Source organism: Deinococcus roseus (assembly GCF_014646895.1).
Lineage (GTDB): Bacteria > Deinococcota > Deinococci > Deinococcales > Deinococcaceae > Deinococcus_C > Deinococcus_C roseus.
Window position 1 is genome coordinate 98,253 of sequence record NZ_BMOD01000001.1, and the last position, 20,909, is coordinate 119,161.

Below are 20,909 nucleotides of genomic sequence, written 5' to 3' on the forward strand. Positions count from 1 at the left end.
CTGTGGGAGAAGCTCTGCTTCCAGTTCAACAATTCCAAAATGCCCCCTTCCACCTTTGTGAATGCCCAGTTTGTGTCTTATTCGCTTCATGATCTCCCCAGATAATTGTCCTGCAAATAATCCTTGCGGGTGTATTCCTGCCCCTCTGGCAATTTCACCCGCACCTCGCGGTACTTTTCAAACAACAAAACCAGCGCAGCCCGCACCAGACTGCGCCTGAACCAGATTTCTGCACCATCAGAAGTGAAAGTCAATTGCCCTTCCTGGTAAATCAAAGCTGGACACTCCGGGGCATTGAGGGCTGTAAAAGTGATGCCTGTCTCATGTCGGTCTGAGGCGATTTTCAGGCCTGAATCCCGAACCAGAAAATCATAATTGGGCTGCAGGTGTTTCTCTGCGTACAGCTCAAACAGCATCTGCTGCAGGTGGTGCCTTTCTGAACGCAGTCTCCCCTCTTCACGCTGGGACAGTTCGGTGAGGAGGGCTTTTGCAATCTCCTGCATGCGGTCTTCCATCCTGTTGATGCGTTCACTGAGGGTGGGTGGAGGAGGTGGAGGAGGTGGATCCCCGGCCAGTTCCCGGAAAGGATCCAGAGGCTCTGTGCGCGTCAGGCTGCTGTATTCCTTCAAAACCCCTTCTTCGATGGTCCAGAAGCGGGTGCCCACATTTCTGGCAAACGCCCGGTCGTGGGTCACGATGATGCAGGCCCCCTGAAAACTGTTTAAGGCCCGTTCCAGCGATTCCAGCGTTTCGATGTCCAGGTGGTTGGTGGGTTCATCCAGAAACAGCAAATCTGCTCTGGAGTGTGCAATCAGGGCCAGACCTGCACGCACCCGTTCTCCACCTGACAGTTCCAGAGGGGTTTTCTCCCAGGCCCAGCCCAGTCCGTACTGACCCAGCAGCGTGCGCGCAGTGCGTTCCGGGTAGACCTGCATGAATTGCTCTCTGAGGGTTTCCTCTTCCAGCAGACCGTGGTGCTCCTGGTCCAGGTAATTGAACCGGGTGGTGGAGTAGCGCACCTCGGCCTGGGGATCGGTGGAGTAGCGTTTTCCCAGCAACATTTCCATCAGGGTGGTTTTGCCTGTTCCGTTGGGGGCCACCAGCATGATGCGGTCTCCCTTGCGCACCTTCAGGTCGGCATGCCGGATCACTTCCCGGTCTCCGTAACGCATGGTCAGGTTGCGTCCCCACAGCAGCATGGGAGCGCGGGCATCTCCCGCGCTGAAAAACATCTGCAGTTCTTTCTGCTTCTGGGGTGCTTCTACTTCGGTGATGTGCTCCACGCGACTGCGAACAGGACGGGGTTTTGATCCCCACACGCTCTGCTGGTCTGCCACTTCGGTGAGGCGCAGTTTCTCCTGCAGGGTCTGCTGATGCAGACGTTGCAGGGTTTTGCGCTGGATGGCCCGTTCCAGTCGGGCTTTGGTGTACCCCCCCGGATACACCTGCACGGTCTGCTGGTCGATGTACCAGCTTTTCTGGGCCACCTGATCCAGCAAAGCCCGGTCATGCGAAACCACAATCACCGCCTGTTTGCTGCGTTTGATGCGGCTTTCCAGCCATTCCCGCATGCGGATGTCCAGGTGGTTGGTGGGTTCATCCAGCAGCAGCAGATCTCCGGTGTCCAGCAAAGCCAGGGCCAGCGCAAAACGGGTTTTCTCTCCGCCTGAGAGGGTGTGCAAAAGCTGGTCCAGTCTGTCTCCCAGATCCAGCACGAACAGGATGCTTTTGGCGCGGTGCTCGTAAGTGTAGCCGCCTTCCCGCTCGTATTGCTGATGCAACTCATCCCACTGGTCCAGAAGCTCTGGATGCTCACTGAGCCGGGTTTCCAGATTTCGCAATTGCTGTTCTTTTTGCACATGCGGATTGAAAGCCCGGACAGCTTCCATGACGGTGAGGTGTTCGGGCAGGATGGGGTTTTGCTGCAGGTAAGTGATTTTCAAATCATCGGGTTGCCACAAAATGCCGCTCTGGGGTTTGATGTGGCGGGTGAGCAACTGGAACAGCGTGGTCTTGCCAGAGCCATTCAGACCCATCAGGGCGATCTTGTCTCCGTAAGCCACACTGAGTGCTGGTATGTCGAACAGCAGCTTCCGTTCGGTTTCAAAATGCAGATCTGTAAGCTGAAGCAGCGTTCTCATGCCTTCATGGTATCCGAGCCGCCGGAAAGTCTCGCCCTGCAGTTGGCTTAACCTGTTTGGCGGATGGGGTCAGGCCAGAGGCTGAATGGCCCACCAAAGGGTGAAGATTTGAATCTGCATGGTTCAAATTAAAGCCCAATCAGGATTCGCCCCATCTGCCAGATCATGCACCCCAGGCAACGCCAGTGCCACTGGTCGCGTAATAGCACACATAAGGGGGAATTCATGACGCAACTCACTCAGGGGCAACGCCTTCCGTTGCCTCAAATCACGGCAAATCTGAACCTGACAGTGGGCATTGGCATTCAGGGGGCTGGCATGGTCTTCGATGTGTCCTGCTTTGGCGTGGACCAGAACGACCAGCTTTCCGATGACCGTTATTTCGTGTTCTTCAACCAGAAAAGCTCTCCAGAGGGTGCCCTGAAATTGCTTGGGCCGCAAGGCCCAGACCTGGAACAGTTTCAGGTGGATCTCTCACGCCTGCCTGCCAGCATCAAAAAACTGGTGTTTGCCATCACCATAGACGGCAATGGCGTGATGTCCCAGACCCAGAACGGGCATTTCCGCATTCTGGAGTCAGGGCAGGAAAAAGCCCGCTTCAGTTTCTCTGGCAGCTCTTTTGGGCAGGAAAAAGCCATCGTTGTGGCCGAAATCTATTTGAAGGATGTCTGGCGTTTGCTGGCCCTGGGCCAGGGTTTTGCCGGGGGTCTCAGTGCCCTGTTGAAAAATTACGGAGGCACCGAATCAGATGCCCCTGCTACCACTCCTGCTCCTACACCACCCACACCTGCAGAAGATCCCATCCCTCCCAGACCTGAGCCCCAGAAATCAGCAGTCAACCTGAACAAAGGCGTGGTGCTGGAGAAAAAAGTCCAGGAAAAAGCCCCTGGTCTGGTCAGTCTGGTCAAAAAAGTCAATGTGATTCTGGAGAAAAAGCAGATTGCCGATGTGGTCGCCAAGGTGGTGATGGTGATGGACGCTTCGGGGAGCATGACCAGCAGTTACCAGAACGGCACCGTGCAGGCTGTTGTGGACCGGGTGGGCGTGGTGGCCATGCGTCTGGACGATGATGGAGCGCTGGAAACCTGGTTTTACTCCGACAACCACAAGCAAACCCCGGATGTCACCCTGGACAGCGTGAACAATTACGTGAAAAACAATGTGAAAGGGGCTTTCCTGCAGATCTTCAAGGGTCTGGGGGTGGGCAACAATGAGCCGCCGATCATGCGCACCCTGGTGGACCGGCACCGAAATTCCACCCAGCCTGTGCTGGTGGTTTTTATCACTGATGGAGGCATCTACAAAACCGAGGAGATCACCCGCATCCTGAAAGACGCTTCCCACCTCCCCATTTTCTGGCAGTTCATTGGTGTGGCAGGGAGCAATTATGGGGTGCTGGAGGCACTGGACACCCTGCCCGGACGGGTGGTGGACAATGCCAATTTCTTCTCTGTGGATGACCTTCGGCGCATTTCCGATGAGGAGCTTTTCGAGCGCATGCTGGGAGAACTCCCCATGTGGCTGAGGGCAGCAAAAGAAAAAGGGATTTTGAGGTAAACCATCTGGTTCTGTAGGGGCGAGGCGTGCAGAGAATCCAACATGCGGATTCTCGTTTTGCACAAGACAGCGTGCCTCGCCCTTTCGCATTTCCTGTTGAACAACAGACAGCCTGACTCACCCTGCTTGTTTTCTCTCTTATTGCCCTTATTGCCTCAGAAACCATGTTTTTCAGTCACAGGTCAATGAGATTTCTTCCGGTTGGGCGAGGCACGCCTCGCCCCTGCGATCATCCGCAAAAATTTCTGACAACATCAAACCCCACAGACCTGAGGTTCCCGAAACTCAAGATTTTGCAAGGATAATAGGGACAAAACACCCAGAATTTCCAGTGGTTTACCTGCAGTTCACCTGTGCAAATAAACGGTGAAGTCTATGGGTACACCACTGTCGTTGTTGTCCTGATGCAGTGACAGCCAGAGTGACGTGTGGCTTGAAGGTATACATGCTGTCTGTCACGTCCAGAGTAACGTGGTTAACCGGGGTTAAGTTTTCGCGGTATACTCCCAAGAGGAACAAGCGCACTAGGGTACACACCCAGAGGAGGAACGTTTTGAAACTCCACGAATACCAAGGTAAAGAACTGCTGCGGCGTTTCGGCGTCAACGTGCAGGACGGCAAAGTCGCCTACACGCCCGACGAAGTTCGTCAGATTGCTCAGGAATACGGCCAGTCTGTGGTCGTGAAGGCCCAGGTTCACGTCGGCGGACGTGGCAAGGCCGGGGGCGTCAAGTTCAGCCCCACCCCTGACAAGGCTTTTGAGAATGGCCAGAAAATTCTCGGCATGGACATCAAGGGCCTGACAGTGAAAAAAGTGCTGGTCACCAAAGCTGTGGACATCGACAAGGGCAAAGAATACTACGTGGGCATGATTGTGGACCGCAATGTGCAATCCTACACCCTGATGGCCTGCGCCGAGGGTGGCATGGAAATCGAGGAACTCGCTGTCGAGAAGCCCGATGCCATCATCAAGCACCGTGTGGACCCTGTTGCTGGCCTGCGTCCCTATGAAGCCCGTGAAATTGCCCTCAAGGCAGGCTTTGAAGGCAACCTCAACAAACTGGCCGACATGATGGTCAAGATGAGCAAGGCTGCTTTTGAGCTGGACGCCAACCTGGTGGAAATCAACCCCCTGTTCGTGGGTGAAGACGGAATTCCTCTGGCCCTGGACACCAAGTTCGACGTGGACGACAACGCCATGTACCGCCACAAGGACCTCGCCGACTGGCGCGAACTTGAAGCCGAACACCCCCTGGAAATTGAAGCCAGCAACTACGGTTTTGCTTACGTGAAACTCGATGGCAATGTGGGCGTGCTCGGAAACGGTGCAGGCATCGTGATGACCTCCCTGGACGTGGTGAACCGCGCCGGAGCCAAACCCGCCAACTTCCTGGACATCGGTGGTGGTGCCCGCGCCGACATCGTTTACAACGCCATCAAACTGGTCTCCAAAGACACCGACGTGAAAGCCATCTTCATCAACATCTTCGGGGGCATCACCCGCGCAGACGAAGTGGCCAAAGGCGTGATTCAGGCCCTGAAAGACGGCATCCTGACCAAGCCCGTGCGCATGCGCATTGCTGGCACCGCTGAAGAAGAAGCCAAGGCCCTCCTTGCCGAAGTCAACAGCGACCTGATCCAGATGTACCCCGACATGTTCCAGGCTGCAGAATCTGCCGCCCAGGAGGCCAACAAATGAGTATCCTGATTGACAAAGACACCCAGGTGCTTGTGGTGGGCATGACTGGCCGCGAAGGGGCCAACCACACCAAAGCCATGCGTGAATTCGGCACCAAAGTGGTTGCTGGTGTGACCCCCGGCAAGGGCGGCCTGACCCATGAAGGTCTGCCCGTGTACAACAGTGTGCGCGATGCACAGGCCGGTCATCAGATCGACTGCTCCATCATCTTCGTGCCCCCCGCTGGTGCCGCTGATGCTGTGCTGGAATCTGCCCACGCTGGCGTGCCCCTGATCGTTTTGATCACCGAGGGTGTGCCCACCATCGACATGATGCGTGCTGTGCAGGAAGTCAAGCAGCTCAATGCTGCCAGCCTTGCCGAAGGTGGCAAAGGCATCCGCCTGATCGGTGGCAACTGCCCCGGTCTGGTCTCCAGTGGCGAAGCCAAAATTGGCATCATGCCCAACAAGATCTACAGCCAGAAAGGCCGCATTGGTCTGATCTCCCGTTCCGGCACCCTCACCTACGAAGCAGCCAAACTGCTCGGTGATGCCGGTCTGGGCACCAGCACCACCGTGGGCATCGGTGGGGACCCCATCATCGGGACCACCTTCGCTGACGTGCTGCCCCTGTTCGAGGCCGATCCCGAGACCGACGCCATTGTGGTGATCGGTGAGATCGGTGGTGCCGACGAAGAAGCCGCTGCAGAGTACATCCAGAACCACATGAAGAAGCCCGTGGTGGCTTTCATCAGCGGTCGCAGTGCACCCAAAGGCAAACGCATGGGTCACGCTGGAGCCATCATCATGGGCAACGTGGGCACCCCCGAGTCCAAACTGGCCGCCTTTGCTGCAGCCAACGTACCCGTGGCAGACACCATGCCCCAGATCATTGATCTGGTCAAGCAAGTGCTCAGCAAATAAACAGACAGACAATCAGAAACGCTAACGGAAGCCATGGTCTAGACCATGGCTTCCGTGTTGTTTTTGCATAAACAGCATTTTCAGAGTACATTAAAAGCAAGCCACCACTTTATTGCATGGTCCCTCTGTCTTGCTGCATTTTGCGTTTTCTGTGGTTTCGTGCATTCTGTCCCAGAAATGACAGCCCTTCTGTGATGTTCTGGAAAGAAAACCCGTCCTACACTGAAGCATCTGAGCAGCAGCCATTCCAACCGGGGAGGAAAACACCATGCACATCTGCACTTTTGAAGCACAGACCCGGGCCTCCAGACAGGCCCTCTGGCAACTCTGGACCAACCCCAAGAACTGGCCCACCTGGGACAGCGAACTGGCTTCTGCAGAACTGTCGGGCACTTTCAGACAGGGGGTTACGGGAACCCTCAGCTACAAAGATGGTTCTTTGAAAACGTTTACGGTCATCAAATGCGAGATGCTGGAAAGCCTGGTGCTGGCCATTCCCATCACCAAAGGCATTGAGCTGATCATCAAACGGGATTTGCGTCAACAGGGTGAGGAACTGGTCTTTCAGCAAGACCTGAACCTCACAGGCACACCTTTTGCCCTGATGATGCAGCGCTCCAGAAGAGATCCTCTGACCAAAGGCACCCTCAGGCAGATGGAGTTGCTGGTCAAACTGCTGGAAGGTGGTCTGTCGCCTGTCAAAGAAGCAGCCTCTGGAACCACCACCAAACCTGCCCATTGAACGCAAAACTTGAACAGTTTGAACAGTTTGAAAACAGCAATCTGCAGTACAAGACACGTGCTGCACTGCAGATTGCTGTTTTCTCAGAAGATCAAATGCTGTCAGCAGTCACTTCGGTCACAGTGCAGTTTTGGTACACCGGAATCACCTGTGTGCTCACACGGGTGGCAGTCACTCCATCGGTGGAAGTGGCTGTGACCACTGCACGGAATCCACCGGGCAGTTTTCCTGTTGCAGTCACGACTTTGATTTTCGCCTTTACCACGATGGCTTCTTTGTTCACTTCAGTGGGGAGCAATCTGTCCCCTGCAGTGTCTGCTTCAAAAACCACAGAGAAGTTGTTGCCCACTGCATCAATGTCAGCCTTGTTGAAGGTCTGAACAAAATCATTGTCCCGGCCATTGGTTTGTTCACCATCCAGCCTCACCGTGACTTTTTGCAGGTCAGCGTTGGTGGAGAAGTTCACACGGACCTGGGTCATGTGCAGGGTTTCGCCTCCACCTTTGGGTGTGATGTCGTCACAGCCAACATACTGGCCGTTGGCCAACCGGTACTCGGTCTTGATGGTGGGGTTGGTGGTCAGTCCAAAAACGAAAGAAATGGTGCATGCAGACAGGGTCAGGGTACCAAGGGCGGGTAAAAGCCATTTTTTCATGTGAATCCTCCAGGGAAGTCTGAGAAGTGGCCACAGACGGTCAAACGAACAACACCATGATCAAAAAGCAATTCTGGTTTCGTCCGTGCTCATCTGGCAGATCAAAACCTCTTGGCTTCAGTCTGCCTGATTCTGGCTGATCAACCATTAGACGGTTGTTTACCTTCATTTTAGCTGGCTTTGAATTTTGATTAAGGTTTTTCCAATCCAATCCAAATGTTGATGTTGCTCTGCCTTCCAGACGGACTGAAGAGCGGACTCGGACAGCAAGGTGTGATGAATCAGGGATTTCCCCTGGGTATGCAAAGTGTATACAACATGTTAGATTGCACTCACTCAAAAATTCATGTGCAGATCCCTTGCAGGATGCTGCCAAAGGAGAAATGTTGTGACCAGACTTCGTTCACTCATGGCCCTCGCTTTTGCCTCTGTTGCCCTGACCGCTTGCAGTTCTGTGGAAACCCCCCAGAGCAACAACACTGCTGAAGTGTCTCCCCAGATTGTGTATGGCACAGTCAGTGCAGTGGGCAGCCGTCCTTACATGGTGGCCGTGCAGCGCGCAAATTACCTGACCAGCAACTGGTGCGGAGGCAGCCTGATTGCCAGCAACTGGGTGATGACCGCCGCCCACTGCGTCAAGGGCTTCAGTGCTTCTGGCATCAAGATCCGGGCTGGACTGTACAACATGTCCAACTCCAGTGAAGGCCAGACCGTCAGTGTTTCAAACATCTACATCCACCCCAGCTATTACGATGCCACTTACGGGTACGACATTGCTTTGCTGAAACTCTCTGCCAACGTGACTCACCCTTACGCTGCACCCGGAGCCATTCCCAGCAGCACATTGGATTCCACCCTGGTGCAGGCCAATCAGATGGCTACGGTTTCTGGATGGGGCATCACCGAATATGGCTCTTCTTCCAGCCAGTTGCGCGAGGTCACCATTCCCATCACCCCCAGTGGCACACCCTGTGGTGGCACACCTGCCAACACCATCTGTGGACCTTACTACCAGGGCAAGGATTCCTGCAACGGGGACAGTGGTGGTCCTCTGGCCCGCAGCTACAACGGCCGTTTCTACATTCTGGGCATCGTCAGCTACGGTCCTGAAGAATGCCGTGGGGAGGGCGTTTACACCCGCGTGGGCAAATACGTTTCCTGGATCAAGAGTGTTTCTGGGGTCTCTGCACAGTAAGAACAATCCATCCTGACTTCACCCTCTTGCAACCTCCGGCTCTGGCCGGGGGTTTTCGCTGTGAAATCTCTCATCCGGCGATTTGATAATCGAGTATCATTAATCAGTATGAAACAGGCCTTCTTGCTGCTTTTTGCCCTCGCCACTTCAGGTGCACATGCCAGAATGAGCGTGGTGGTCACCATCCAGCCCTACTACAGCATCATCAAGAACATTGCTGGCGACAAAGCCAGTGTGACCCGTCTGGTTCCGGTGGGAGCAAGCCCAGAAACCTTTGAACCCACCCCTGCAGATGTCAAAACCCTTTCTCAGGCAAAACTGGTCTTCATGAACGGTCTGGGCCTGGACGAATGGTTGATCAACGTGGTGAAAAACAGCGGAACCCGTGCCCCACTGATTGAGTTTGGTGAGGTGCTGAAATTCAAGCCCATCCTGGCTGCAGAACATGCTGCAGAAACCAAAGCCGCACACGATGAACATGGCCATTCCGGCACCGATCCCCACATCTTTCTGGATGCCAGCCTGATGGCTCTGGCCGCCACCCGTGCAGGTGCAGAACTGGCCAGAGCCGACCCTGGCAACAAAGCCTATTACCTGCAAAGGGCAAAACTTGAAAACCAGAAACTGCTGAAACTCCATGCAGAACTGAAATCCACCCTGAAACCGGTCATGGGCCAGAACATCGTGACGTTCCACGGGGCTTTTCAGTATTTTGCACGTGCTTATGGCCTGAAAGTGGCTGCAGCCATTGAGCCTTTTCCAGGCAAGGAACCCAGCGCCCGCTATGTCACAGATGTGGTCAAGCTGATCCGAAAACAAAAAGTCAAAGCTGTCTTTGCAGAGCCCCAATTGCCTGAAACTGCAGCCCGCACCATAGCAGAAAGCGCAGGTGCAAAACTGTTCGTGCTGGACCCAGAAGGCAGCAAGCTGAGCAACGATTACTACGGCATGATGCGCTACAACCGGGACACCCTGCTGAGAGCCCTGAACTGAACGCTTCTGACCAAAACAAAAAGAACCTCCAGATGGAGGTTCTTTTTGTTTTGGTCAGAAGACTGAATCAGATGCAGTGAGATCAGGCGAAGCGGGTGATGCGATCCACGCTGTGGCGGTGGTGGGATTTGCCCTGTTCAGCTGCTTTGCCCACGGGGAGCAGGGCAGCGATCTGCACGTGGGCAGGCAGGCCCAGCAGTTCTTTCACTTTGTTGGGTTCAAAGCCCAGCATGGGCACGCTGTCGTAGCCCAGACTGCGGGTGGCAATCAACAGGTATCCCAGCACGATGTTGGCCTGTGCGTTGGCCCAGGCAGCACGGTTTTCCACGCTCTGGCCCCCAAAAGCCCCTTCAAAGGTCTGGCGCTGGCGGGTTTTGCCTTCGTCTCCAAAAGCAGGGTGGGAGGTTTCTTCAGCAGTGGCCAGCACGTCTTCCATGTCGCTGTAGACCACGATGGTGTAAGGGGCAGAAGTGACCTGTTTTTGACCATAAGCAGCGGCCTGAAGTTTCCCTTTGGTTTCAGGGTTTTCCACCACCACAAAACGGGCAGGCTGAGCATTGAAAGCGCTGGGAGCCAGGCTGGCCAGGCGCAGGATTTCCAGCAGGTCTTCTTTTGGCATGGAGGGCTCAAACTGGCGAATGCTGCTGCGGCTCTCGATGGCTTCTTTAACAGGGAGGGTTCTGGTGAGGGTGTTCTGTAAATCGCTCATGAATCTAAACTACTATACTTTTTAAATTGTTATGTGACTTATATTGCATTCGAAAAAGTGCGCTATACTTGGTGTATGAGTGAAGATGGTTTTTGCCCCGTACACCACGCCATCCAGATCTTGCAGGAGAAGTGGACGCTTCACATCATCCGCACCCTGCTGCAAGGTCCAAGTGGCTTCAACGAACTCTCCAGAAGCGTAGGGGGCTGCAATCCTGCCACCCTGACCCACCGACTGGAAAGCCTGGAAGGACTGGGATTGGTCCACAAAGAAGTGATCTCCACCATGCCCCCGAGGTCCAGTTACAGCCTCACCCCTGCCGGTGTGGAGCTGCAGGGCGTGGTCACCGCCATCGATGAGTGGGCCAGAAGTCACCTGTCCACTTGCAAAGCCAAGGCCGATGGTATAAGATAGAACGGTTGGCTCGAAGATGTAACGCAGACGCAGTTACACTGTCGAGCAGTGGGTAAGACCGTCCCTTGATTCATTTGCTTTCTTGGGGAAACACTTACCCAAGAAAGGATACAACTTAATGCAGTTTTCCGATTTCGACCTCCAGGCCGAGGTTGTAGCACGTCTCGCCGCTCGCGGCATCATCACCCCCAGCCCCATTCAATCTGAAAGTCTTCCTCACACGCTGAACGGCAAGGATGTGATCGGACGTGCACGCACTGGCACAGGAAAAACCCTGGCCTTTGCACTGCCCATCATCGAAGGGCTGGCCCCCAGCAGAGACTATGGCCGCGCACCCAGAGCCCTGGTTCTGGCACCCACCCGCGAACTGGCCAAACAAATCGCCGAGGAATTCAACCAGAGCGCACCCCACCTTTCCATCACCACCATCTATGGTGGCAGCAGCTACGTGCTGCAGGAAAAAGCCCTCTCCCGAGGCGTGGACATTGTGGTGGGCACTCCTGGACGCATCATCGACCACCTGGACCGCAAAACCCTGGTGCTCGACGATGTGCAATTCGCAGTCCTCGATGAAGCAGACGAAATGCTGAACGTGGGCTTTGCAGAAGCCGTGGAAACCATCCTGCGCCACACCCCCGAAGAGCGCCAGACCCTGCTGTTCAGCGCCACCCTCACCCCTTCCGTGATCCGTCTGGCCAAAGCCTACATGCGCAGCCCCGTGACCGTGGACCTGATCGGTGAGAACACCTCCAAGGCTTCCCAGACTGTCACCCACCTGGCTGTCAAAGTGGGCCGCAGTCGCACCAAGATTCTGGTGGACCTGCTCAGCGTTTACAACCCCGAGCGTGCCATTGTCTTCACCCGCACCAAGCGCGAAGCCGATGAACTGGCCCTTGAGCTGATCGGACGCGGCATCGAAGCCGAAGGTCTGCACGGCGACCTGGCCCAGGCCCAGCGTGAACGCGCCCTGGCTGCTTTCCGCAGTGGTCGCACCCGCGTGCTGGTCGCCACCGATGTGGCCGCCCGTGGTCTGGACATCCCCGAAGTGGACGTTGTGGTGCAGTACCATGTGCCCCAGGACCACGAATCCTATGTGCACCGCTCTGGCCGCACGGGCCGTGCCGGACGCAGTGGTGTGGCCATCGTGATGTACGCTCCCAAAGAGCAGTACGCCATCCGCCAGCTGGAAAACGCCACCGGTGCCCGCTTCGAGAAAATCGAAGCCCCCACCCCTTCTGAAGTCAACGCTTCCAACATGCGCAATGTGGCCAACATGATCAAAAACGTGCCCGATGAAATCTCTGGCATGTTCACCCAGCAAGCAGAAGAACTCTTCAGCGAACTGGGCATTGAAGCCCTTGCAAAAGCACTGGCCCGCATTGCTGGAGTCACCGAAGTGCCCCGCAGCGTCAGCTTGCTGAGCGGCGAAGAAGACTTCGTGACCGTGACCCTGCGCGCCCCCAGAATGACCGTTCCCAGAGCCGTTGCATTGATCGCCCGTGGCCTCAACATCGAGTCCCGTGCCCTTGGCAAAGTGCGCCTGTTCGAGCAGGGTGCAGTGGCAGACATTCCCGTGGACCGCGTGGAAGAACTTCTGAACATGAGCCCCCTGGAAGAAAAAGTCCAGGTCGTGAAAACCCTGGAACTGCCCGAATTGATGGAACCCCCCCAGCGCGACGACCGGGGTCCCCGTCAGGGTGGCGGTGGCTACCGTGGCAACCGTGAAGGCGGAGACCGTGGCGGCTACCGTGGCAACAACGACCGCAACAGTGGGAGCAACGACAGAGGCGGCTCCCGTGAAGGTGTGTACGCTGGCAACCGCGAAGGCAGCGGCGGCAACAGACGCCCCTACCAGAACCGCAAGCGTTACTGAGCCTTAAAGCCTCAATTGAAACCCCAAAGCCCCTGGAAATTCCAGGGGCTTTTTTGTGAGCACAGCACTTTCAAAATCTCAGGGAACTTTCATGCACCTGCCCTCGTAGGCTGTTCTGGAGGATCCATCATGTTGCATCACAAAGAGAAAGACAGGCTCCAGATTGCAGGCTTTCTGATCTCACTGGTGGTTGCATTTGCCATTGGCTGGAATGTGCTTTCCAGATTGCTGGAACAGCTTTAGTTGTCCATTCAGAACAACAAAAAACTCGGGTTGCCCCGAGTTGGTGATTGATGTTTGCTTTGCTGCTCTTACAGGTTGCTCTTACAGCTCTTCCACGTAAAGGTCTTCTCCATCCAGCACGGCTTTGTACAGCCTGACCGCTTTCACGGCAGGCATTTTGGTGGCCTTGCCGGTGGCCAGTTCGAAACGCGCACCGTGGGATTCACAGGTGATCTGGCCATCTTCCAGCCTGCCTCCTTCTAAAGGCACACTCTCGTGGGTGCAGACGTTTCTGAGGGCATAGAACTGGTGCTGGTGTTTGACCACCAGCACACTCTGGCGACCCATGCGCACACTTTTCTGGGTGCCTTCTTCAAAATCGCTTGCTTTTCCAACCAAAACTCGCATGGTGTTCAAAGTAACACGTTCCAGGCCAGAAATGCTGTCACCTGCGTCCAAACACCACGTAATTGCTGAACCCCTGGGGCTTGAGGGTGTTGATTTGCTTGCCGAGATCAGGGTATCCCGGTCCCACCTGCAAACCCATCCAGATGGGTTTCTTGCTGCGGTTGCGCAGGGTGTATCCCAGCACTTTCAGGGCGGTGAGGTTGGTGCTGTAGGCCATCGGAATGAACACATCCACGCCCTGCCATTTGGTCCAGACCTGCTGCGTCTCGGGTTTGTAGAGGGGATAGTAGGCGTTCACTGCTGCCGTCACCAGACCCTGACCTCCGGCCTGGTGGTAAGCGCGGCTCATGCCAGAGGCCACCTGGGCCAGCACATCCTGCCTGAAGGCATACCATTTCATGTTGGTGACGCTGGCTCTGGTGCCGGTCTGCTTCTGGAAGGTCTCTACCACCACTGGGTTGTAGCCAAAGTCATCCTTGGAGGGGTACCTCAGGTAATCCAGGTGCAGGCCCACCTCGGGATAATTCTCTGCCAGTTCGGTGGTGAGTTTGTACACGGTCTGGCGCACATCGTAGAGGGCAGGGTCGGCAAAACCCATGTGCAGCCCCGTTTCACTGCTGGGCACCCCTGAAGCGTTCAGGGTTTCCCATTCGGGGTGCTCTTCCAGCAGGCCACCACTGACCCCGTATTTTTTGGGGGGCGCCCAGTAAAACACTTCCATCCAGGCATGAAGCCGCAGACCAGAGATGGACGCAGCTTCCACATATTCATTGAGGAGGTCGCGACCTGTGAGCTCGGGGCGCATGGGGGCCACAGCGGAGGGGTAAATGGTCATGCCGTGGTAGAAAGCCTCCACAAACACATCGGTGAAGCCTTCTTTTTTGAGCGAATCCATCAGGGCAGCAGCATCCTGTTTGGGGTTGGGACGCACCCATACCCCCATGATGCCATGCCGCACGTTGGCTGCAGGCAGGTCAGGGATGGTGATGTTCTCGGGGGTTTCAGGGTCGAGCACGCCCCCCTGGGTGGGGTCCTGTGCAGATGCAAGGGAAGTGAAGGTGCAGGCCACCAGCAACACATAACGCCAGAATTTCATGCTTAAACCTTAGCAGGGTTTCACTGATGTGGGGTGACATCTGGGTAAAGAAATCCATAAAAAAGAAAAACCCCCGGGTTTGCCGCCCCGGGGTGGAGGAAAGGGAGAAACTCTGTTTTAAAAGCCTGAGGTCAGGCTCTTATTTCAGAGAGGAGTGGATGGTTTTGCTGAGGGTGGCCTGGGCATCATCGCCGTCCAGGGACCAGACCATGGTGCCGCCCAGTTCCAGGCTTCGGATGTATCTGGCTTTCTCCTGGATGACTTTTTCATCGTCGAAGGTCCAGAAGGTGCTGCCATCAAAGGCCCACATCTGTTTGCTGATGGGGTCATCAAAGCGGGGGCCAAAGTCTTTCAGTTCGCGGTAGGTTCTGGTGCCTGCGCTTTCGGTGGCGGTCTGGTAGAGGCCGTTGTTGACGTTGGCCACCCCTTTCCAGCCCTGGCCGTAGTAGGGAATGCCCACCACCAGTTTGTTGTTGGGAATGCCATATTTCTGGAATTCCTTGACGGTGGTTTCCACACTGAAAATCTCGGTGCCGTCGGTCATGGGGTCATTGGGGCTGGCATAAAGGTTGCTGTGGAAATTGGTGGGTCCGGTGGCTGCCCATCCGCCCCGGAAGTCGTAGGCCATCAGGTTGATGAAGTCCAGTGCCCCTTGGTATTTGTCGGGTTCGGTCTGGGCAATTTTGCTGGGCGCAGCAGGAGCAGCGATGGTCAGCAGGTAGTGCTTGCTGGTGGTTTCAGACAGGGTGTCCAGCTGTGCACGGAATTCATTGAGCAAGAGGGTGAAGTTTTCTTTGTCTTCGGGGCGCACCACGTTGCCCGGATCTCCCCCACCACCCGGGTATTCCCAGTCAATGTCGATGCCGTCAAAGATGCCTGCACCGCTGCCTGGACCTCCGGCAACGTCTTTGTCAATCAGGGGCAGGTTCCCTTTGATGAAAAGATCGATGCAGGAAGAAGCCAGCTTTTTGCGTCCAGCATCGGTGGCGGCAGCGTCAGAGAACCATTTGCTGAGGGTCCAGCCCCCCAGGGAGATCATGACCTTGATTTTGGGGTATTTGGCTTTGAGTTTTTTCAGTTCGGCAAAGTGTCCACGCAGTGTATCGCCCCAGGTTTCGCCTGTTCCGTCTACAGAGTCTGCAGGGTCAAACGGTTTCTGGTAGTCTGCCCAGGCATCGGTGATGGCGCATTCGCCTGCCTGATTGACGTTGCCAAAAGCGTAGTTGATGTGGGTGATGCTGGCTGCTGCCCCCGAGGTGTCGATGTCTTTCACCTTGTAACCTGTGGGACCGTAAACAGCCCAGTTGGTGAAATAGGCGACGTGGCGGTATTCGGGTCTGGGCAGGATCACGGTGGTGGTGGTGCTGGCACTGCTGGCCATGATGCCGTTCTTGTCGGTGGCTTTTGCAGTGTAGGTGTAATTGCCGTTCTGGGAACTGACCGTGAAGGCCTGAGAGAACTCGTAAGGTGCAGTGGTGTCTTCCAGCAGTTTTTCACCATTGCGGAACAGTTCCACTTTTGCAATGCCAGAAGCATCTGCAGCATTGACAGTGATTTTCACGATGCTGGCTGCACTGACGTTTTTGGGGGCCGTGAGGGTCACGGTGGGTGGGGTGGTGTCTTTGGGTCCGGTGTTGGGATTGCAGGCGGTTGCGCCCAATCCGAGTAGAATGCTGCTGCCCAGCCACAGATGTTTTTTCATGTGCACTCCCCCTGTGCAGAACGCACATTCTGCACAGTCTTTCAAATCCTTCTGGTATTTGCATGGTATATAACCACTTTAATACCAATCCGCATTTGTATAGCCCAATATTCAGTCGTTTCAGACCAATTTTGGATTTTTATGCTCAAATTCCCAGCAGAACACCATAAAGCTTTAATACCACTTTGAGTCAACTTGATGCCTGTTCCAGAACATTTCAGGCACAAAAACCCACCCGAGAAATTTCGGGTGGGCCGTCTGGGGAAGCAGCCTTTGATTGGAGGTGTGGATTTTAGAGTTTGGGAAGGTTTGGCACAGACTGGCTGCAGTTGCTGGTGATGGAGAGGATCTGGCAGATCAGCTGACCTGCAGAGTTCACTCCAGCAGCTCCAGCAGGAGGAGTGGCGTGCACACGCTCTTTCCAGATTTGCCAGATCATCATGCCGTCGGTGGGTTTGCCGTTGGCTTTCACATAGTTGGCCAGGGTTTCCACGTTGTAGACCTTGCTGGCATCGTTGAGGCCGTCGTACATGAAGTTGCGCCAGGTGGCTCCGTAATCCACCCCCGCATCTTTGTTGAGTTTGAGGGTGGCTCCGCCTGCACCTTCGGGAGCAGGCTCAATGCCCATGGCAATGGGACCAGCGTAAATGGCGCGGTAGGACTCGAAGGATTCGCGGGGATCAAAGAAAGTGCCTGCATCGTAGGACATCAGGTTGATGTGGCTCAGCTTGCTGCCCTGCTGCTTGACCAGGTTGTACATGGTGCCGCCGTAAGGAGAGCCCCACTGCACTTTGCCTTCTTCCCACTGGGAGCCCTTCACATAGTAGGCTCCGGTGGACCAGGCAGCGATGGAGATGCCCAGACTCAGCCCTCTGCCGTGAATGGTGTCGTAGGTGGTGTTGAGGATGTTGATGGCCTTGGCGTCACCAGGGCAGGAGAAGTTGCTGGCATCTCCCGTGCAGGTCCCGGTAGGGGCTTCCCAGTCGAGGTCCACCCCATCTACACCCAGGTCCTGGGCCAGATCGATCAGACCGCTGGGGTTGTAGCTGTCCCAGCCGTGCATGTCGTTGGAGTAGGTCCATCCGCCCACAGACAGGTACACCTTGGTGCCTCTGGCCTGCAGGGCATCGATGTTGGCAATGACCTGCCTGGCCTGGGTGGGGGTCATCTGCACCGGAGGGCTCCAGGGGTTGGCCGCAGCACCTTCCACAAATTGCAGACCGGTGTTGGTGTCGTTGAAGCCCAGGGTCTGGTAATCGCCCTTCCTGTAGGTCAGTTTGGGATTGGCAAAAGCGATGTTGACGTGGGTGTAATAGCTGGGGATGTTGGCAGGCACCAGGTCGTTCAGGCTGGTGTTCCAGGTGCCAGCGTAGCCCACATAAATGCGGCCTGTGGGCTGCACAGGGATGTTGACGGTGACATTGGCAGCGGCGCTGGTCTTGTTGTTTCCAGCAGCATCAAAAGCTTTTGCAGTAAACGCATAGGTGCCGTTCTGACCTGCAGCAAAGCTCTGGCTGTACTGGTAAGGGGAAGTCGTATCGGTGGAAACCAGGGCACCGTTGCGGTAGAACTCCACTTTGGACACGCCCACGTTGTCACTGGCGGTTGCAGTGACAGTCACTGTGCCTGCAGCGGTCAGGCTGCTGGGAGAAGCGGCCACACTGACATTGGGAGGAGTGGTGTCAGAGGTGATGTTGACGGTGGCAGACACAGCGGTGCTGGTTTTGTTGTTTCCAGCAGCGTCATAGGATTTTGCGGTGTAGCTGTAGGTGCCGTTCTGGGTGCTGCTGCTGAAAGGATCAGCATAGGTGTAAGGGGAAGTGGTGTCGGTGGCGATCAGGGTGGTGCCCCGGTAGAATTCCACTTTGCTCACACCCACATTGTCGGTTGCAGTCGCAGTCAAATTGATGTTCCCTGCAGCGGTCAGGTTGCTGGGGGTCAAACTCAGGCTGGAGGTCGGTGCCGTGGTGTCTGCAGGAATGTTGACGGTGGCAGAAACCGCATTGCTGGTCTTGTTGTTTCCTGCAGCATCAAACGCTTTGGCTGTGAAGCTGTAAGTTCCGTTCTGGGTGCTGTTGGAAAAGCTCTGGCTGTACTCGTAGGGAGCGGTGGTGTCGGTGCCGACCAGGGTGGTGCCCCGGTAGAATTCCACTTTGCTCACACCCACATTGTCACTGGCAGCAGCGGTCACTTTCACCGTGCCAGCAGCAGTCAGGCTGCTGGGGGCAATGGTGGCAGAAACGGTGGGAGCAACGGTGTCGGTGGGGGGGGTGCCGTCGCAACTTGCTCCGTTGATGGTGCAGGTGTTGACCCCGGAGAAAGCGCCTGTTCCAGAGTAGGAAACGGTGACACTGCCGCCTGCGGGGATGTTGCCGCCACCCCAGGTGTTGGGGGTCACGGTGTAAGAACCATCGGCATTCTTAACCGCATTGCCGCCTGCGCCCCAGGGGGTTCCAGACAGGCCACCTGTGCCATTGAACTTGAAGTTGAGGGTCCAGTTGGTCACGGCTGCAGTGGTGTTGTTGGTGAGGGTGATCACCCCGTTAAAACCACCATCCCAGATGCTGCTGGTGGTGAAGACGGCAGTCAATCCCGTGGCCTGCTGGGTGACTCTGGCGGTCTGGGTTGAAGTCTGGAAATCCGACTGGCTGCAGGCGGCAAGCCCGAGGGTCACAAGCAGAAGGGCCGATCCTTTAAGTGCCTTGAGGTTCATCTTTCACACTCCTTGAAATTCTGTGAGAGGGCCAGAAAAGACCCTCAGAGCGACAGTGGAAGCAGGGGTTTAAAGCAGGGGTTTAAAGCAGGGGTTTAAAGCACGCCTTTGAAGATGTTGTGGAAGTCATAAGCCCCAGTGTTCTGCATGCTGCAGATGGCAATCCCAGCACCGTTTTTGCACACCTGATCCCGCTGGATGGCCCAGAAGGCCACCAGTCCCAGCCCTTTGCTTTTGGCCCAGACGGTGAGGTCACGGGCGTCTTGCAGGGTGAAGACCTCCGAGGACACATCGTTCTGGCCGATCATGGGGGTGGCTCCCAGCAGCTTCCAGACTTCAGCATCGGTTTTGCTGAGGTAAATGACTTTCAGTTGCTTAAAGGTCTCGCTGACCGTGGAGATGCTGGCATCGGCCATGGTGCGGCCACTGGAGTAATAACCACCAAAATCCATGGTCATCAGGTTGACCTTGTTGATCTTCACTCCGGCTGCCACGGCGGATTTCACCACATTGAGGCCTGCTGCAGGAAGACCACCGGGGGTGTTCCAGCGGTCCATGGGTACGCCTGCCAGCGTGAACGACACCTTGACGCTGGCATTGGCTGCTTGCAGTCTGGCCAGGGCCTGGGCACGTTTGGCGTTGATGGCATCGCTCATCTCGATGCCCTGCTCGACATCAAAGTCCAGGTCGGTCAGTCCGGTGCGGTCCACAAAACCTTTGAGGGTGGTGTAGAGCGCATCGGCTGTTTTGCAGGCCTGATCGCTTTCCAGGTAGGTGCCGTTGGCCCCTCCGAAAGAAACCTTGAGTTTGCCCCCTGCAGCTTTAAAAGCCGCAATGTCATTTTTCATCTCGTTTTCGATGCGGTTGCTGGAGGTGCCATCGGTGGTGATGGTGCAGGAACCATAAGGTGCAATCACAAAGGCCAGCGTTGCAGCATTCAGGCCTGTTTTGTTCTTCATGTCCACCAGAGAGCTGAACAGGTAATCGGTGGTGTTGCCCCAGCCCCAGGTGTAGAAGTAAGGTGCGTATTCCGTTCCTGTGGAAGGCTGAACGGGAATGTTCACAGTCAGCACCGAACCAGCACTGGTTTTGTTGTTCCCTGCAGCATCAAACGCTTTTGCGGTGTAGGTGTAACTGCCATTTTCGCTGCTGCTGGAATAGCTCTGGGTGGCTTCAAAAGGAGCAGTGGTGTCAGTACCAATCAGGGTGGTGCCCCGGTAGAACTCCACCTTGGTTACCCCCACATTATCGGTGGCAGTCGCGGTGACTTTCACAGTGCCAGCGGCGGTCAGGCTGGATGGGCTGACTGTGGCAGAAACCGTGGGAGGGGTGGTGTCACCAGAACCTGCAATGTTGACCGTGGCGGTGGCAGCAGCGCTGGTCCTGTTGTTTCCAGCTGCGTCAAAGGCTTTTGCAGTAAACGCATAGGTGCCATTCTGACTGGAGCTGCTGAAAGCGTCAGCGTAGCTGTAAGGCGCAGTGGTGTCGGTGGCAATCAGGGTGGTGCCCCGGTAGAACTCCACCTTCGTCACCCCCACGTTGTCCGTTGCGTTTGCGCTCAGGTTGATGCTTCCTGCTGCCGTCAGGTTGCTGGGGGTCAAACTCAGGCTGGAGGTGGGAGCCGTGGTGTCACCGGGGGCTCCAGAGCAGGAAGCGCCATTGATGGTGCAGGTGTTCACGCCGCTGAACACTCCGGTGCCGCCGTAGGACACAGTGACGCTGCCGCCTGCGGGAATGTTTCCGCCACCCCAGGTGTTGGGCAGGATGGTGTAAGAACCGTCTGCATTTTTGGTGGCACTGCCGCCCGCTCCCCAGGGCGCACCAGAGATGTTGGCCGTGCCGTTGAATTTAAAGTTGAGGGTCCAGTTGGTGACCGCTGCAGCGGTGT

General features: G+C 55.9%; 16 protein-coding genes. 8 read left to right on the forward strand and 8 right to left on the reverse strand.

Annotation, left to right across the window (positions count from 1 at the left end; all coding sequences use genetic code 11):
• Positions 1–86 precede the first annotated feature (86 nt).
• A complete protein-coding gene (locus IEY52_RS00390) occupies positions 87–2,141 on the reverse strand; it encodes an ABC-F family ATP-binding cassette domain-containing protein (protein WP_188998141.1) in 2,055 nt (684 codons plus the stop codon).
• A 225-nt stretch (positions 2,142–2,366) separates the two neighbouring features.
• Here IEY52_RS00390 and IEY52_RS00395 point away from each other — a divergent pair, with 225 nt between their 5' ends.
• The 4 genes from IEY52_RS00395 to IEY52_RS00410 all read left to right on the forward strand — a co-directional run bounded on the left by IEY52_RS00395 (position 2,367) and on the right by IEY52_RS00410 (position 7,041).
• A complete protein-coding gene (locus IEY52_RS00395; protein ID WP_188998144.1) occupies positions 2,367–3,698 on the forward strand; it encodes a VWA domain-containing protein in 1,332 nt (443 codons plus the stop codon).
• A 553-nt stretch (positions 3,699–4,251) separates the two neighbouring features.
• Positions 4,252–5,397, forward strand: a complete 1,146-nt coding sequence (gene sucC, locus IEY52_RS00400; RefSeq protein ID WP_188998147.1) for an ADP-forming succinate--CoA ligase subunit beta — start codon at positions 4,252–4,254, stop codon at positions 5,395–5,397.
• On the forward strand, positions 5,394–6,299 hold the full coding sequence (gene sucD, locus IEY52_RS00405; RefSeq protein WP_188998150.1) for a succinate--CoA ligase subunit alpha: 906 nt from the start codon (positions 5,394–5,396) through the stop codon (positions 6,297–6,299). Before sucC ends, sucD begins: the two co-directional genes overlap by 4 nt.
• A 268-nt stretch (positions 6,300–6,567) precedes the next feature.
• Positions 6,568–7,041, forward strand: coding sequence for an SRPBCC family protein (locus tag IEY52_RS00410; protein WP_188998153.1), 474 nt, complete (start codon positions 6,568–6,570; stop codon positions 7,039–7,041).
• Between the two features lie 91 nt (positions 7,042–7,132).
• Here the strand turns inward: IEY52_RS00410 and IEY52_RS00415 are convergent, their stop codons facing one another.
• Positions 7,133–7,696: a hypothetical protein gene (locus IEY52_RS00415; protein WP_188998155.1), complete on the reverse strand. Its 564-nt coding sequence runs from the start codon at positions 7,694–7,696 to the stop codon at positions 7,133–7,135.
• 388 nt (positions 7,697–8,084) lie between these two features.
• Here IEY52_RS00415 and IEY52_RS00420 point away from each other — a divergent pair, with 388 nt between their 5' ends.
• Positions 8,085–8,891 (forward strand): S1 family peptidase, encoded by an 807-nt coding sequence (locus IEY52_RS00420; RefSeq protein WP_229684587.1) that lies wholly within the window; start codon positions 8,085–8,087, stop codon positions 8,889–8,891.
• A 108-nt stretch (positions 8,892–8,999) separates the two neighbouring features.
• A complete protein-coding gene (locus IEY52_RS00425; protein WP_188998159.1) occupies positions 9,000–9,884 on the forward strand; it encodes a metal ABC transporter substrate-binding protein in 885 nt (294 codons plus the stop codon).
• A gap of 82 nt (positions 9,885–9,966) precedes the next feature.
• On the opposite strand, the gene IEY52_RS00430 is transcribed toward IEY52_RS00425, so the two are convergent.
• Positions 9,967–10,593, reverse strand: coding sequence for a nitroreductase family protein (locus IEY52_RS00430; RefSeq protein WP_188998161.1), 627 nt, complete (start codon positions 10,591–10,593; stop codon positions 9,967–9,969).
• 75 nt (positions 10,594–10,668) lie between these two features.
• On the opposite strand from IEY52_RS00430, the gene IEY52_RS00435 reads away from it, so the two are divergent.
• Positions 10,669–11,007 carry a winged helix-turn-helix transcriptional regulator gene (locus IEY52_RS00435; RefSeq protein ID WP_188998163.1) on the forward strand — a complete coding sequence of 113 codons (339 nt, stop codon included), beginning with the start codon at positions 10,669–10,671 and terminating at the stop codon, positions 11,005–11,007.
• A 118-nt stretch (positions 11,008–11,125) separates the two neighbouring features.
• Complete coding sequence (locus IEY52_RS00440) at positions 11,126–12,880, forward strand: DEAD/DEAH box helicase (protein WP_188998166.1); 1,755 nt, start codon at positions 11,126–11,128, stop codon at positions 12,878–12,880.
• Positions 12,881–13,204: 324 nt separating this feature from the next.
• On the opposite strand, the gene IEY52_RS00445 is transcribed toward IEY52_RS00440, so the two are convergent.
• The 5 genes from IEY52_RS00445 to IEY52_RS00470 all read right to left on the reverse strand — a co-directional run.
• Positions 13,205–13,510, reverse strand: coding sequence for a Rieske (2Fe-2S) protein (locus IEY52_RS00445; protein ID WP_188998168.1), 306 nt, complete (start codon positions 13,508–13,510; stop codon positions 13,205–13,207).
• 37 nt (positions 13,511–13,547) lie between these two features.
• A complete protein-coding gene (locus IEY52_RS00450) occupies positions 13,548–14,606 on the reverse strand; it encodes a family 10 glycosylhydrolase (protein ID WP_188998171.1) in 1,059 nt (352 codons plus the stop codon).
• Between the two features lie 139 nt (positions 14,607–14,745).
• A complete protein-coding gene (locus tag IEY52_RS00455; protein WP_188998174.1) occupies positions 14,746–16,308 on the reverse strand; it encodes a glycosyl hydrolase family 18 protein in 1,563 nt (520 codons plus the stop codon).
• Between the two features lie 292 nt (positions 16,309–16,600).
• Positions 16,601–19,021 carry an Ig-like domain-containing protein gene (locus IEY52_RS00460; protein ID WP_229684588.1) on the reverse strand — a complete coding sequence of 807 codons (2,421 nt, stop codon included), beginning with the start codon at positions 19,019–19,021 and terminating at the stop codon, positions 16,601–16,603.
• A 95-nt stretch (positions 19,022–19,116) separates the two neighbouring features.
• Positions 19,117–20,909 (reverse strand): Ig-like domain-containing protein (locus tag IEY52_RS00470; RefSeq protein WP_229684589.1); only part of this gene is annotated, 1,793 nt, incomplete at its 5' end.